General features: G+C 43.1%; 14 protein-coding genes, 3 tRNA genes and 1 rRNA gene. All 18 read left to right on the forward strand.

Going from position 1 to position 15,551, the window contains the following annotated elements; all coding sequences use genetic code 11:
• Window positions 1–135: 135 nt before the first annotated feature.
• The 18 genes from rrf (at window position 136) to fdhD (ending at window position 15,509) form a co-directional block, all read left to right on the forward strand.
• Window positions 136–251 (forward strand): 5S ribosomal RNA (rrf, locus tag CFS04_RS05630).
• Between the two features lie 10 nt (window positions 252–261).
• Window positions 262–336: transfer RNA gene (locus CFS04_RS05635), tRNA-Asn, on the forward strand.
• Between the two features lie 18 nt (window positions 337–354).
• Window positions 355–427: transfer RNA gene (locus tag CFS04_RS05640), tRNA-Thr, on the forward strand.
• A 24-nt stretch (window positions 428–451) separates the two neighbouring features.
• Window positions 452–524: transfer RNA gene (locus CFS04_RS05645), tRNA-Thr, on the forward strand.
• 131 nt (window positions 525–655) lie between these two features.
• A complete protein-coding gene (locus CFS04_RS05650; protein ID WP_088809653.1) occupies window positions 656–1,546 on the forward strand; it encodes a TetR/AcrR family transcriptional regulator in 891 nt (296 codons plus the stop codon).
• Between the two features lie 100 nt (window positions 1,547–1,646).
• Window positions 1,647–3,140 (forward strand): MDR family MFS transporter, encoded by a 1,494-nt coding sequence (locus CFS04_RS05655; protein ID WP_088809654.1) that lies wholly within the window; start codon window positions 1,647–1,649, stop codon window positions 3,138–3,140.
• Window positions 3,141–3,264: 124 nt separating this feature from the next.
• Window positions 3,265–3,687, forward strand: coding sequence for a GNAT family N-acetyltransferase (locus CFS04_RS05660; protein WP_255377774.1), 423 nt, complete (start codon window positions 3,265–3,267; stop codon window positions 3,685–3,687).
• A gap of 1 nt (window position 3,688) precedes the next feature.
• Complete coding sequence (proC, locus tag CFS04_RS05665; RefSeq protein ID WP_088809655.1) at window positions 3,689–4,489, forward strand: pyrroline-5-carboxylate reductase; 801 nt, start codon at window positions 3,689–3,691, stop codon at window positions 4,487–4,489.
• Window positions 4,490–4,706: 217 nt separating this feature from the next.
• Complete coding sequence (locus CFS04_RS05670) at window positions 4,707–5,066, forward strand: hypothetical protein (protein WP_088809656.1); 360 nt, start codon at window positions 4,707–4,709, stop codon at window positions 5,064–5,066.
• Between the two features lie 92 nt (window positions 5,067–5,158).
• Window positions 5,159–6,688, forward strand: a complete 1,530-nt coding sequence (locus CFS04_RS05675) for an exopolyphosphatase (RefSeq protein WP_088809657.1) — start codon at window positions 5,159–5,161, stop codon at window positions 6,686–6,688.
• A complete protein-coding gene (locus tag CFS04_RS05680; RefSeq protein WP_088809658.1) occupies window positions 6,685–8,808 on the forward strand; it encodes an RNA degradosome polyphosphate kinase in 2,124 nt (707 codons plus the stop codon). The genes CFS04_RS05675 and CFS04_RS05680 overlap by 4 nt, the downstream gene beginning before the upstream one ends.
• 2 nt (window positions 8,809–8,810) lie before the next feature.
• A complete protein-coding gene (locus CFS04_RS05685) occupies window positions 8,811–9,755 on the forward strand; it encodes a Ppx/GppA family phosphatase (RefSeq protein ID WP_088809659.1) in 945 nt (314 codons plus the stop codon).
• A gap of 97 nt (window positions 9,756–9,852) precedes the next feature.
• The gene (locus tag CFS04_RS05690; protein WP_088809660.1) at window positions 9,853–10,140 is read left to right on the forward strand and encodes a hypothetical protein; all 288 of its coding nucleotides are present in this window, start codon (window positions 9,853–9,855) and stop codon (window positions 10,138–10,140) included.
• Between the two features lie 257 nt (window positions 10,141–10,397).
• Window positions 10,398–10,607 carry a helix-turn-helix transcriptional regulator gene (locus CFS04_RS05695; protein WP_088809661.1) on the forward strand — a complete coding sequence of 70 codons (210 nt, stop codon included), beginning with the start codon at window positions 10,398–10,400 and terminating at the stop codon, window positions 10,605–10,607.
• Window positions 10,604–11,014 (forward strand): hypothetical protein, encoded by a 411-nt coding sequence (locus CFS04_RS05700; protein ID WP_088809662.1) that lies wholly within the window; start codon window positions 10,604–10,606, stop codon window positions 11,012–11,014. The genes CFS04_RS05695 and CFS04_RS05700 overlap by 4 nt, the downstream gene beginning before the upstream one ends.
• A gap of 206 nt (window positions 11,015–11,220) precedes the next feature.
• Window positions 11,221–14,205, forward strand: a complete 2,985-nt coding sequence (gene fdhF / locus CFS04_RS05705; RefSeq protein WP_088809663.1) for a formate dehydrogenase subunit alpha — start codon at window positions 11,221–11,223, stop codon at window positions 14,203–14,205.
• Window positions 14,198–14,674 (forward strand): DUF1641 domain-containing protein, encoded by a 477-nt coding sequence (locus CFS04_RS05710; RefSeq protein WP_088809664.1) that lies wholly within the window; start codon window positions 14,198–14,200, stop codon window positions 14,672–14,674. The genes fdhF and CFS04_RS05710 overlap by 8 nt, the downstream gene beginning before the upstream one ends.
• A 49-nt stretch (window positions 14,675–14,723) precedes the next feature.
• Window positions 14,724–15,509 carry a formate dehydrogenase accessory sulfurtransferase FdhD gene (gene fdhD, locus CFS04_RS05715; protein ID WP_088809835.1) on the forward strand — a complete coding sequence of 262 codons (786 nt, stop codon included), beginning with the start codon at window positions 14,724–14,726 and terminating at the stop codon, window positions 15,507–15,509.
• The last annotated feature ends 42 nt before the right edge of the window (window positions 15,510–15,551 follow it).

The following is a 15,551-nucleotide window of genomic DNA, read 5'->3' on the forward strand; positions in this document are numbered from 1 at the left end:
TGGAAGTATGGCGACATATGGAGCGGACAAATACTAATCGATCGAGGACTTAACCTTTTAATCTGGTTTTCGTTACTTTGTAACTCAACACTTTTCTTCTCTAGTTTTGAGAGAACAACGTTCTTTCTTTCATTGTCTGGTAGTTATGGCGAGAAGGTCACACCCGTTCCCATCCCGAACACGGTAGTTAAGCTTCTCTGCGCCGATGGTAGTTGGGGGCTTCCCCCTGTGAGAGTAGGTCGCTGCCGGGCAATGTATTATTCCACAGTAGCTCAGTGGTAGAGCAATCGGCTGTTAACCGATCGGTCGTAGGTTCGAGTCCTACCTGTGGAGCCATTTTTTTGTGCATTAGTTGCCGCTTTAGCTCAGTTGGTAGAGCGCTTCCATGGTAAGGAAGAGGTCGCCGGTTCAAACCCGGCAAGTGGCTTCTTGGATATTAATTACTTCATAGGCCGGCTTAGCTCAGTTGGTAGAGCAACTGATTTGTAATCAGTAGGTCGCGAGTTCGACTCTTGCAGCCGGCATCAGAATTACATTTAAATGGTTGAAACCTTGCAGTGGATTGCGAGGTTTTTTTGTTTGTGATAAAGAAAGATTGAACCAGATGTATTTTTTTATTATACTAGTAGTATAAATTTTTAAGGGAGTTGAGATTTTGAAAGATAAAAAGCGGCGGATTATAACAGAAGCGAAAAATATTTTTCGAAAAAAAGGATATTTATTGACTTCTGTAGCGGATATTGTTGAGGCAAGTGGGATTTCAAAAGGCACTTTCTATAATTATTTTACTTCTAAAGAGGAATTGGCTATTGTTATTTTTAAACAAGAGTATTCTGTTCTTTATCAGAAGCTGGACCGGGCGATGGGGGACCAGGCGGGGGGGATGAAGGAGAATTTTGCGTCTTGTGTGGAGCTTTTGATTACTTTTCATACGAAGAATGCAGAGATTTTGAACATTAGTTTTTCACAGGCGATGATTGATGATGATTTTAATCAGTTTTTGGCGAGCGTTCGTTTGAGGAGTTTGGAATGGATTAAAAATCAGATTTTACTTGTGTATGGTGAGGATACTAGGCCGTATGTGAATGATTTGACGATGCTGCTCACTGGAATGACATTTATGTTTGTGTTTGCGACTTCTAAGACGGAGGAGGGGAAACGACGGATACAGGATGTTGTGAAGTATGTGCTGAACCGGATGGACGCAGTTGTGGGGGATTTGAAGGAAACAGGGGATATTTTAATTACGGAGCAAGATGTAGCGTGTTTTATTCCTAGCCATTTGGATCTTAAGAAGCGCAGAATGGTGGAACTTCGGAAAACGATTGATCAACTTTTAGGGAAAATTGAAGAGCAAGATGTGGCGGAGTCGGACAAGTGGCAGTATAAGGAGTCACTCAATGCGCTCCTTTCGGAAATTAATAACCGCGAAACACCACGAGATTTTATGATTCAAGGCGCACTGCTTTATTTGAAACAGCAGGCACCAAAAGCATTAGACCGAGAAATTCAGGTCCTCGAGATGCAAATTAATTCACTTTTATAAATAAATGTACGGGTTGGTCATTTTTTATTGACTTATAAGTTTTATTAGATTATACTACTCTTATTCATTTGGAAAACGAGTGAAGGAAGGGGAACTATAATTGAATACTATTGCAGCGGAAAAACCTGTAGATGTACATGGAAAGCCGTTTAATCGAAATCTCCTCGTAGTGACGATGGTAATTGGTGCGTTTGTTGCGGTACTTAACCAAACGCTACTAGCTACGGCGTTACCGATGATTATGAAAGATTTGGATATTACGGCAGCTACAGGACAGTGGCTTACGACAGCCTTTTTACTTACAAATGGGATTATGATTCCTATTACAGCTCTTTTAATTGAAAAAATTAGTTCTAAAGTTTTATTTATTACGGCGATGGTTGTTTTCACAATCGGGACTGTTATTGCGGCATTAGCCGGTTCATTTCCAGTGTTATTAACTGGGCGGATTGTTCAGGCGGCTGGTGCAGGTATTATGATGCCATTACTACAAACCATTTTCTTACTTATTTTCCCTCGTGAAAAAAGAGGGGTTGCAATGGGGGTTATGGGTCTAGTTATTGCTTTTGCGCCTGCAATTGGGCCGACGTTATCTGGGTGGATTGTTGATTCGTACGATTGGCGCGTCCTGTTTTGGGTATTAGTTCCAATTGCCGTGTTCGACGTAATTCTAGCTTTTTTCGGTATGAAAAAAGTGGTTACGCTGAAAGATACGCGTATTGATGTTTTATCCATCATTTTATCCACAATCGGGTTTGGTTCTTTGCTTTACGGGTTTAGTTCTGCAGGGAACGATGGTTGGTCGGATGCGACGGTGATTACAACGCTTATTGTGGGCGTTGTTGTGATTTTCCTTTTTGTTTTCCGTCAATTAAAAATTGAAAATCCGATTCTTGAGTTTCGGGTATTCCGTTATCCGATGTTTTCGTTATCGGTTGTGCTAGGTTCGATTGTTACGATGGCGATGATTGGCGCGGAAATTGTGTTGCCGCTTTATATTCAAAATATTCGCGGGGAATCGGCGCTTCAATCGGGTCTGCTTCTGCTACCGGGAGCACTTGTGATGGGGGTTATGAGTCCGATTACAGGGATTATTTTTGATAAAATCGGCGCGAGATTGCTGGCGATTACGGGGCTTACAATTTTAACAGCCGGAACGATTCCATTTATTTTCTTGACGGCGGATACGCCACTTTGGTATATCATGCTATTTTATGCGATTCGTTTCCTAGGGATTTCCATGGTTATGATGCCGGTCAGCACGGCGGGTATGAATGCACTGCCGAATGAGTTGATTAATCACGGTTCGGCTGTGAATAATACGATTCGCCAAATTGCGGGGTCAATTGGGACGGCGGTGCTTATAACGGTGCTTACGAACGTGACCAAAAACGATATGCCAGGAAAAGAACTTATGGCGACCAATCCGCAAGACTTTGCGCAAAAAGCATTGGATGCGAGCTTAAATGGGATGACGGCGGCCTTTTTAGTGGCAGTCATTTTCTCAGCGCTAGGTATGATTTTAAGTTTCTTTATTAAAGATCGTCCAAAAGAAGCTGTTGTTAAAAAATATGAAAATGAAGCCAATTCGTAAGTAAGGCTTGCTTGAAAAATCCCGTTCCAGTTCTGGAACGGGATTTTTCAAAGAAACGAATCGTATTTATATTGTTCAATCGCGCAACTGATGGTATAGTTTAAAGGAATGTGAGGTGGCGTTTTTGAAAATACGTGAGATGGAAAATGCGGACTTGACGGCGCTTCGGGCGCTGTATAATGAAGTTCGCACCAAGGAATTTGATTGGGAGAAAGAAGAGCAGATTTCCGAAAGAGACTTTGACCGGGATACAGACGGCGAGCGGGTGCTCGTTTTAGAACAATCGGGTGAGGTTTTGGGATTTGTCGGGATTTATGAGCCGGAGAATTTTATTCACCACTTGTATGTTAGTCAAAATGCGCGGGGCGCCGGGGTTGGACGGCAATTAATTCAGGCAGCGCTTGCTACTTCGCATGATGCCTTTACGTTGAAGTGTGTCGCAGAAAATAAAAATGCGCTTCTTTTTTACGAAAAATTGGGTTTTAAGAAGGTTTCGGAAGGTATTTCAGAAGATGGTCGCTATTTTGTGCTAGAAGGGAGATTTTAAGATGAAAGTGGGATTTATTGGAGTTGGCAACATGTCTTCGGCAATTATTCGCGGACTTGTGCGGGAAATGCGCGCGGAGGATATTTTTGTTTACAACCGGACGGCGGCGAAAGCGGAGGCATTTGCTTTGGAAACGGGCGTTCAAGTGAAACAGACGGCGGAAGACTTAATTCGCGCGGTGGACGTTGTAGTGCTTGCGGTTAAACCGTATGTCTTCGAATTGATTTTGCCAGATTTAAAAGCGGTTTTAGCGGAGAGAAAACCACTCGTCGTTTCAATTGCAGCGGGACTTGATCTCGCGGCGCTCGCAGAACTGGCAGGATCTGACTTAAAAATCATGCGCGTCATGCCGAATGTGAACGCGACAATCGGGGAATCAATGACGGGCGTTTGCGGAAATTCGCTTACAACGGATGAAGACAAAACAGCGGTGGAGACTATTTTTTCTGCCGTTGGGGAAGTTGCTTTTATCGAAGAAAAGAATTTCAGCGCATTTACAGCGATTGCGGGGAGCTCGCCGGCGTTCATCTACATCTTTATTGATTCGCTTGCGAGGGCTGGGGTTAAAGCTGGTTTAGCGAAAAAAGAGGCGCTTCGTATGGCGTCACAGGCCGTGCTCGGGAGCTCCAAAATGATTTTGGAAAGCGGGACTCATCCGTATGAATTGGTGGATCAAGTTTGCTCGCCAGGAGGCACGACAATCGCCGGAGTGAGTAGTTTGATGGACGATGCGTTTGTTGCGACTGTGATGCATAGCGTAGCGGCGACCATAAACCGAGAAGCAGAATTAAGTAAAAAGTAAACGTTCATTATTTTTTCATACTTTTTACATAGTCTTGTAAAAAGCGAATTGTACTATAAAGTTACAAGCTAATAACATACTCTTTTTCATAAGATGTATATCTCCCAAAGAATAACCAATGCGGTTTCCCTTTTTCTTCCGCATTGGTTTTCTTTTGCGCTCAAAAATGTTAAATTTGTATGTAATGGAATATATGTCATTTTTAAGAGGGAATAGCATGATAAAGAAAGTAACAGGTATTTTGCTAGCAATCGTTGCGATTGCTGGAATCATCAATGAAGCGGAAAATCACGGTGTATATTTTCCAAACGAAAATTTGTTTGCATTCTCGGGCTATTTGACAGAAGTCGCAGGTTGGATTAACTCGATTTTACTGCTAGTTATTGGCGGTATTTTCTTTTTCAATAAAGATAATCAGTCATTTGTCATGTTTCTTTCGCTGTTTCTAGCCGCATTTTCAGCGATTATGGGTTTTGTTTTTGCAAGCACATATACCACGTTCCACATTCGCCCGTTTGCGAGTGTATTCGCACTCATCATCGGATTATTTTATTATACGAAATGGAGCAAAGAATAGGAGCCTAAGAGCTTCTTTTTTTATGGGAAAAAGGGTTAGGCTTTCTTACAAAAGGATATATAGATAGAAAGAAACACGGGAGGTGAGAGTTTATGGGAACAAATTGGTTCGCAGCCATTACAGTTGGTTCACAAAATGTTATTTTAAAAATCATGGATATGCGCAAACAAACCGTTTTAGAGTACATAAAAGCAGAGGTTTCAATTGGGACGGATATTTTTAATGGTGGGAAGATTGAGCTCGAAACGGTTGAAGCCACATCTGTTGCGCTTTCTGGTTTTGTTAATATTATGCGTGAGTATGCGATAGAGGACAGTCTAGCGGTGGCTGTTTCGGCGATTCAAGAAGCGTCAAATGCGGAATATGTAAAGGAACAAATTCGGCTTAGGACGGGGCTCGAACTGGAATGGTTGTCCAATTCGGAGGAGCGATTTTTGCATAGTCAGGCGGCGGCAAATGCGACGAAAAATTTTAGTGAGCTGATTCAAGAAGGCACGATGCTCATTGATATTGGCACGGGGAGCATTCAACTTACGGTTTATGATGAAGGCAATTTTATGTTCTCACGAAATATTAAACTCGGCCCCTTGCGTGTACGGGAACTTTTATCGGAGCTAAAGGAGCGGACGAGTAATTTTGCCGATTTACTTGAGGACTTTATTTTTAGTAAAATCCGTGATTATGCGCAATTTGCACCGAAAGACGTAGCGTATAAGCATTTCATTTTGATTGGCACCGACTTGCTTTTTTTTAAAAGGGCCTTTGTAGAGAAGGCAGAGGATAAAATCACAGAAGCCTATTTTGCCGCGCTTTATGCGCATATACTGGAAACTCCGGAAAAAGTTTTAGCCAAAAAGTATGAACTTTCGTTTGATTCGATTTCGCAGTTACTCCCGTCGGCGATGCTTTTAAAAGAGCTTCTGAAGGTGACGCAGGCGTCTGAAATTTTGCTTTCTGATGCGGAGCTTGTGGACGGGATTTTGGTGGAGGAGATGATTCGGCAGAAAAAGTTAACGCTATCCCATGATTTTTCGAAAGATATTGTGATGTCGGCGCGAAATATTGCGGTTCGGTACAAGACGGACCGAAAACATGCGGAAGCGGTGGAGAAATTTGCACTGCATCTTTTCGACCAATTAAAGCCGATTCACGGACTGACAAAACGTGAGCGTTTATTGCTTCAGATTGCCGCGATTTTGCAAGATATTGGAAGCTACATTGATATGAATAATCATTATGCGCATTCAGAATATATTATTTTAGCGACGGAAATTCTCGGTTTATCGGCAGAGGAACTCCAAATGGTTGGCGCGATTGCGCGTTACCATAGTACGGAAACGCCATCGCTCAATTTGCATCATTTTGAGAAGCTGCCGATTGAAAACCGGCTCACGACAGCGAAACTGACAGCAATTTTACGGTTAGCCGATTCTTTGGACGATAGCCATCAACAAAAAGTGACGAAAATCTCGCTTTCTTTGAAAAAAGAACATGTTTTAATTTCTGTGTGGGCGGACGATGATTTAATGCTTGAAAAGTGGACCTTTAATGAAAAAGCTGGCTTTTTTGAAGAAGTATACGGCATCAAAGCGCATTTGAAAGAAAAGGGTGAACAAAAATGAGTGAGGATAAAGTGAATTTCATTAATCGGGAACGAAGCTGGCTTGCTTTTAACGACCGTGTTTTAGAAGAAGCGCGTGATAAAAATAATCCACTGCTTGAACGGATTAAATTTTTGGCGATTACGGCGAGCAATTTAGATGAATTTTTCATGGTGCGCGTAGCTAGTTTGAAAAAAATGGTTTCCGTCGGCTTTGAAGAACGCGATGCCGCAATGCTTACGCCAAAAGAACAGCTCACAGAAATCACCGAAGTGACACATAAAATGGTGGATAAGCAGTACCGAACTTGGAATCGGACGCTTAATAAACGGTTACAGGAAAAGCAAATTCGCTTGCTGCAAATGGACCAGCTTTCAGAGCGGGCACGAACATTTGTGCATCATTTCTTCGAGCAAGAAGTTTACCCAGTTGTCACCCCCATGGCCGTCGATTCATCCAGACCATTTCCACTCATCGTGAACACGAGCATCAACATAGCAGTCTTTATTCACAAAGAAGGCAATCCAAAAAAGAAGGAATTCGCAACAGTTCAAGTGCCAAACATTTTCTCACGGCTGGTTAAACTCCCCTCTACGGAAGGCGAACACGATTTTATTTTACTCGAGGAGATCCTCATCTATTATTTACAACGCTTTTTCGTAGGTTACGAGATTAAAGAAACCGCGTGTTACCGGGTGATGCGCAACATGGATATGGACGTTGCGGAAAAAGATACGTCTGATTTGCTGAAAGAAATTGAAGAGCAACTTAAAAAGCGTGAACGTAGCAATGTCATACGCCTAGAGGTCGACGCGAATATTAGTAAACATTTAAACAAAAGGCTAATAAAAGCTCTAAAAGTGAGTGACGAGGACATTTATTTGATTAAAGGACCGCTTGATTTGACGTTTCTAAATAAGCTGGCGAGTGCGGTTGATGACGAGAAGCTGCTCTATAAGCCATTTAAGCCATATGTGGAAACGGATTTGGTGCAAGCTGATTTGTTTGCAAAAATTAAGGAGCGGGATTACTTTTTTCATCATCCATATGATTCATTTGAGCCGGTGATTGAATTTGTGCGGCAAGCGTCAGCCGATGAGGCGGTTTTGGCGATTAAGATGACGCTTTACCGAGTGTCGGGTGATTCACCAATTATTAAATATTTGGGCGAAGCGGCTGAAAACGGGAAGCAGGTGACAGTTCTTGTAGAGGTGAAGGCGCGCTTTGATGAGGAAAATAATATTCACTGGGCGCAGGAACTCGAAAAGGCAGGCTGCCACGTGATTTATGGGCTTGTCGGATTGAAGACACATTGTAAATTGACGCTTGTTGTGCGGCGGGAAGAAGATGGCATCAGGCGTTATATGCACATGGGAACGGGCAACTATAATGATATGACGGCGAAATTTTACACGGATATGGGAATTCTAACGGCTAACGCGGAAATGGGTATTGATGCCACGAACATTTTTAACATGCTTTCAGGCTATTCGGAACCCCCGTTTTTCTATGAACTTGTGATTGCGCCACTTTGGTTGCGCGACATGCTTCTTGACCTGATTCAGCGCGAAATAAAAGCGGTGGAACAAGGAAAACCCGGCTTTATCCAGATGAAAATGAACTCTTTATCCGATTCGGAAATGATTGAAGCGCTTTACAGAGCGTCTTCTGCGGGCGTTAAAATCAAGCTAATTGTGCGCGGAATTTGCTGCTTGAAGCCTGGAGTGCCCGGCCTGAGTGAAAATATTGAAGTACACTCCATTGTTGGGCGCTTTTTAGAACATAGTCGGATTTATCATTTTGGCGCAGCAGGGGACGACTTGCTTTACTTATCCAGCGCCGATTTAATGCACCGCAATTTAAACCGAAGAGTGGAGTTGATGTTTCCGATTCGTGAAAAAGCCATTCGAGAGCAAATTAAGCTGGAGTTTGCAGAAATGTTTCACGATAACGTGAAAACACGGAAATTGCTCGCAGACGGCTCTTACCAAAGTTTAGACAAGCGCGGTCGACCACCGTTTAACGTCCAAGAATTGCTCATGGACCAAGCGACGAAGAAAAAGCTAGCAAAACGAGCTGATAAAAACATACAAGCACGAATATTTGAGCCTATTGTTGGGCGTGAAAATGAGGAGGAATAGGTATGGAACACTTTGGCGTAATTGACTTAGGGTCAAACTCGGTGCGAATGACGATTACGAAAATAAACGATGATGCCACTTTCGAGGTCGTTTGCCAAGAAAAAGAAATGGTGCGCTTGTCGGAAAAAATGGGGGAGGAAAAAATTCTTCGGGACAATGCGATGAAACGAACTATTGCGGCATTAAAACGCTTTCGGGAAAAAAGCCTTGAATTTGATTCGCTAACGCTCCGCGCACTAGCAACCGCAGCCACACGTCAAGCAACCAATCAAAAGAAGTTTTTAGAGCGCGTTAAGAAGGAGGCGAACGTTGAATTAGAAGTGATTGAAGGGTCTAAAGAAGCGTATTACGACTATTTAGGCATCATTAACACATTGCCGGTAACCAATTGTGTCATTATTGATACTGGCGGTGGCAGCACGGAGCTCGTTTTAGTCCAAAATGGTCGGGCCGTGAATCTTATCAGTTTGCCGTATGGCGCTGTCAATCTAAGCGAGCGATTTACCCAAAAAGATGTGATTTCGGCCGGCGATTTATTTGCGCTTATGACATTCATGGATAAACTATACACGGGCGTTTGGTGGCTTCGCCGGGGACATAACTTGCCAATTGTTGCCCTTGGTGGAAGTAACCGAACGATAGCCAAAATCGAACGACGTCGGCGCGAAATTTTAGATTTTGAGAATTTGCACGGTTTTAAAATGCGCGACTTTGAAGTATACGATATTTTCAAAGAAGTGGTATCACAAAACTTAAAAGGTCGCGGCGACATTGGCGGACTTTCTCGCGACCGAGCTGATATTATTGCAGCCGGAATGGCGCCGCTTATTGCGCTGATGCGCTTCTTGGACTCTGACCGGCTCGTTTTCTCGCAATATGGACTGCGCGAAGGCGCTTTCTACGAACATTTTTTTGATTTGCAACAAAAAGGTTTGCTTGAATTGTAAAGAATTTTACTTCCTGATTACTTTTTGTGTCAAAACGAAAGATTCCGAAAAATCTGTGCTATACTACGGGTAATCAAAAGTAAAGGAGAGAAGTCTATTGCCACTTTTTGATAGTTTAAAAAATCTAGCTGGTGACAAAGTAAATGAACTCCTTGGAGGAAGCGCAGAAAAAATTTCTGATGTTGCTTCAAATGCCGAAGAAACCGCGCAAAATGCAACTGAAACGGCATCGGAAACGATTCAAAACGCAACCGACCAATTGAATCCCGAAGAAATAACCCAGAATGTAACCGAACCAGTAAACAACGTCGTCGATCAAGTGACCGAACAACTAGGTGGCGCCGGGGAATTGCTCGATTCGATTAAGAATATATTTGGTAAGTGATATACAAAATCGAGAAACATCGCCTTTTTAGGGCTGTGTTTCTCGATTTTTTTAATTAGTAAAAAAGCCCATTACACGTGAAATAATGGCAAGGATTCGAAAAATGATGCTAATGATAGATAAAATATTGGCTACTTTGTTTAGGATGCAAGGTGGGAGAAGTTATGGAGCTTTATAGAAAATGTAAACTTTACTTTACATTTTTGAGGTTATTACATATAATGAATGTAAAGTAAAGTTTACAAGGGTGTTGCAGAATGGCTATTGTCAATCATGTGAAAAAGTATCGTGAGGAAAAAGAAATTTCTCAAGAGGATCTTGGTCAAGCCGTTGGCGTTTCTAGACAAACAATTTATGCTATCGAAAAAGGAAATTACAATCCTACTTTAGAGCTTAGTTTTAAATTGGCTATTTTTTTCGATAAAACTATAGAAGAATTATTTTCATACAGAGGTGAAGCAAGATGACAAATTATCAAATAAAGCAAATTTTTAATACAATAGTTATATTTCTAGGGGTCTTTTTTTTAATTAGTATCTTATGGGGACAGAACTTAAAAGAATTCATGGGTGTGGACATGTATGTGACGGTGATATTTATAATCATTGGTGCTACACTAGGCGTGTTATCCAGAAGAAAAAAGATGGAAGAGGAGCAAGAACAAGAACGTAGAACCCAAGACGAAAGATTTATTATGCTTCGAAATAAAATAGCGTATAAGTTTTTATATGTGCTAGTTCTAGTGATTCCCATGCTTATTATTGTTATTTCCTACAACGGCATTACAGAAATTAGTATTAGATGGTTGGCGCTTGGTATCTTACTGATTGCAGGTCTTTATTTTGCTATCATAGAATGGCTAAGAAGAAAATGAAAACAGTTCGGAGTAAAGGCGCTTTTCCTGCTGGATAGGAAAGTGCTTTTTTTCACTTACTTCACGTCCTCTTAAAAACGCATAACCGCCTTACTTGATAAGCGTTCTCAATTATGGTTTTGACTGTAATTTTCACATGATAACTGGTATAATATAACGGATGTAACCGTTTTCTATAGAGAGCGAATGATGGAGGAGGAAAAGTCATGGGGACAAAAATCACCGTCAAGATAAATGGGGCGGAACATGAAGTTGACTCGGGAAAAAGAATTTTAGATTATTTGAATGAAAAAGAAATCAAACACCCGCATATATGTTATAGCGAGCAAATGGGGCCAATTCAATCTTGCGATACGTGCATGTGTGAAGTGGACGGGGAGCTTGTTCGGGCGTGCAGTACCGAGTTTAAAGCGGGAATGGAAGTACAAACGGATTCAGAGAAAGCAACTGATGCTCAGCTAGAAGCGATGGACCGAATTTTGGAGAACCATCTGCTTTACTGCACGGTTTGCGATAATAATAATGGCAATTGCCGCGTACATAATACGACTGAAATGTTAGGGATTGAAGGGCAAACACGACCTTACCGGGAAAAAGGTTACTTAAATGACTTTTCGCACCCGTTTTATCGTTATGACCCCGACCAATGTATTTTATGCGGGCGATGTGTGGAAGCTTGTCAGAGCGTTCAGGTGAATGAAACGCTGTCGATTGACTGGGAGCGGGAGCAGCCGCGGGTTATTTGGGATGACGACCGGCCAGCAAATCTTTCATCTTGCGTGTCTTGTGGACTTTGTTCTACCGTGTGTCCATGTAATGCGATGATGGAGAAATCGATGCTTGGTCAAGCTGGTTTTATGACTGGTTTAGACGAAGATGTGCTTGAACCAATGATTGATATGGTGAAAAAAGTGGAGCCGAACTATCAAACTGTTTTTGCTGTTTCTGAAATGGAAGCGGCGATGCGCGATACGCGGACGAAAAAAACGAAAACCGTCTGCACATTTTGCGGGGTCGGCTGTACGTTTGAAGTGTGGACAAAAGATCGTAAAATTTTGAAAGTGGAACCGACTGGCGAAGGTCCAGTTAATAAATTTGCGACATGTGTCAAAGGGAAATTTGGCTGGGATTTCGTGAATAGTGATAAACGGCTCACATCGCCGCTCGTTCGGCAAGGGGACGAATTTGTGCCGGTGAGCTGGGAAGAGGCGCTTAAAACGGTGGCGACGCGCTTACGTGAAACACAAGCGAAATTTGGCAACGATGCGCTCGGGTTTATTAGCTCATCTAAAACCACAAACGAAGAGAATTATTTGATGCAAAAAATCGCTCGCCAAGTTTTTGAGACAAACAACGTCGATAACTGCTCACGGTATTGTCAGGCGCCTGCATCTGATGGGCTAACACGCACTGTCGGCATTGGCGCCGATTCAGGTACGGTTGACGATATTGAATCAGCTGGGCTAATCATGTTAGTTGGCTGTTCCCCGGCTGATGGACACCCTGTCATTGCGAGCCGAATTAAACGTGCCCAAAAATATAACGGGGCTAAAATGCTCGTTTCAGATTTGCGACGTCACGAAATGGCAGAACGCGCTGATAAATTTATTCACCCGAAACAAGGGACGGATTTTGTCTGGCTGACGGCTGTTGCCAAATATATCATCGACCAAAACTGGCATGATGCCGAATTTATGAATCACCGAATTTCAAATGTGGCAGACTACCTCGAATTCCTTGAGCCGTTCACATTGGAGTATGCCGAGCAAGAAACGGGACTGTCCGTGGAAACGCTTAAGGAAATTGCCGAAATGGTGCACGAAGCAGACGGCACTTCAGTTTGTTGGGGCATGGGCGTTACACAAAATATCGCGGGTTCGCATACATCTTCAGCAATCGCGAACTTACTCCTCGTGACAGGAAACTTTGGCAGAAAAGGCGCTGGTGCATACCCGCTACGTGGGCACAATAACGTGCAAGGCGCTTGCGATATGGGCTCTTTGCCGAATGTCTTGCCTGGTGTTCAGCCCCTAGCCGATGATGAGGTACGCGCACGTTTTGAAGCGGCTTATGGCGTATCAATTTCAGATAAACCGGGACTGAAAAACAATGAGATGCTTGATGCGATTGAAGCGGGAACACTGCACGCGATGTACCTTGTAGGGGAAGAAATGGCGTGGGTGGATTCAAACGTGAATCACGTACAGGAAACGCTTGCGAAATTAGATTTCTTTGTTGTACAAGATGTATTCTTATCCAAAACCGCGCAATTTGCGGATGTCATTTTGCCGGCGTCGCCTTCGCTCGAAAAAGAAGGGACGTTTACGAATACGGAGCGGCGCGTACAGCGCTTGTATGAAGTGATGAAGCCACTTGGGGACTCAAAACCCGACTGGTGGATTACGCAAGAAGTGGCACGTGCCTGCGGAGCCAATTGGGATTACGCACATCCAAGTGACATTATGGACGAAATCGCGAGTCTCGCACCGTTTTTCCGTGGGGTCCGCTACGACCGCTTGGAAGGCTTCAGTAGTCTCGTTTGGCCGGTTGATGAAGCAGGTCAAGATATGCCCCTTTTATACAAAGAACGTTTTAATTTCCCTGATGGTAAGGCACAATTTTCAACGTTGCCGTATGTTCCACCGATTGAGTTTCCGGAAGAGTACGATTTGCAGCTAAACAACGGACGCTTGCTGGAACAGTTCCACGAGGGGAATTTGACGGATAAATCAAAAGGGCTTGATTACAAGCTTCCAGAAGTGTTTGTCGAGGTTTCGCCTGAACTTGCGAAAGAACGTGAAATTGAAAGTGGTTCGCTTGTGCGCCTTAGTTCTCCTTATGGTCGGATTAAGCTCCGCGCCGTTGTGACTGACCGAATGAAAGGCAAGGAAGTCTATGTGCCGATGCATTCGGTGAGCAGCGAAACAGCGGTTAATTTGCTTACGTCTAGTGCGGGCGATGTGCGGACGAAAACGCCAGCTTATAAGCAAACGAAAGTGGCAATGAAGGTTCTGGAAAAAGAAGGAAAAAATCCGCTTCCTGACCACAATCCACGAAACCGCAAACGTTATCCGCAAAATGGCGTAGAAGTTGAGCGGAAATGGAAGCGTGCGGACTATGAACCGATTTCCAAAGTAAATTGTGCATGCGGCGGAAGCTGTGGCTGTAAAGGAGAGAAACAAAATGGCTGAACCGATATCGAAAATTCGCGACACGACTCCGTCAAAAGAAGAACAGGAAAAAATCCGCCTAGCTGAGCTTAAAAAAGGCATTGCCGCCGATGAATCTGGTTTTCTTGAAATACTCGAACTCGTCAAATTGTTGCGCGACTCAGGCGCGCTTGAAACCGTAAATAGTGCGATGAAGGCGAAAGAAGATATTACGAAAACCGTTTTAAATGAGTGGCGCAAAGAACCCGTTACGAATGCGATAAACAATTTGATGTTGTCGAGCCAGCTTTTAACAGAAACAAAGCCGGAAACAACTGAAAAGATGCTTGAAAATATAAAAGAAGCGACTCAGGCTGCTCAGGCGGCGGCGGAAAACGAGGAGATTTTGGGGCTGTTTGGTTTAATGAAGGCGCTAAAAGATCCTGATGTAAACCGCACGCTGCGTTACGGGGTTACATTTTTAAAAGAAATGGGTAAAAATTTAAAATAAATGCGAGCCTCCAAATTGCTGGAGGCTTTCTTTGGAAGGGGCTGGCACGATGGATGTGAGCGTACAAAAAAGCATTATTCGGTATGAAAATGGGATAAAACATGAAAAAACGGCAGAAATTGCTGTGGAATATCCGCTGACCATTTATGTGAATAAACAAGAACTTGTAACCATCGTCTGCACACCGGAATATTTAGAGGATTTAATTGTGGGCTTTCTAACGTCAGAAGGTGTCATTCGTGGCGTTTCGGACATCGATAAAATCGAAATCATTGAGGCGACAGGGCACGCGCATGTGACGGCGAATTTCGTCAACCAATTTAACGCCAAGTATCGCGCAAAGCGTTATATTACGTCGTGTTGCGGGAAATCAAGAGAAAATTTTTATTTCCAATCGGATGCCTCTTTGCTTGAAAGTTACAATGAAACGGGGATTTCAATTGGGGTGGCGCAAATTTTTGAAAGAATGCGCGAATTTGAAGCGACATCGGGCACATTTCATCAGACGGGCGGCGTTCATAATGCGGGGCTCACCACGCCTGACGGGCTAATCTGCAGTCGAATGGATATTGGGCGGCATAATGCACTCGACAAGATTTACGGGCATTGTTTAAAAAACGACATTACCGTTTCGGATAAAATTGTCATTTTCAGTGGGCGAATCTCATCGGAAATTTTAGTAAAAACGGCGAAACTTGGCTGCGGTATCATTTTATCGCGTTCGGCGCCAACTGAACTCGCGATTAATATGGCAGCTGAACTTGGCATTACGACAGTCGGTTTCATTCGTCAAGACACGATGAATGTGTACACCAAACCAGAGCGAATATTTTAAACAAAAGGGCTCCTCGTCTTGCGTCTTTTAGCGATTATCCGT

This window comes from Listeria sp. ILCC796 (assembly GCF_900186175.1).
GTDB lineage: Bacteria > Bacillota > Bacilli > Lactobacillales > Listeriaceae > Listeria > Listeria goaensis.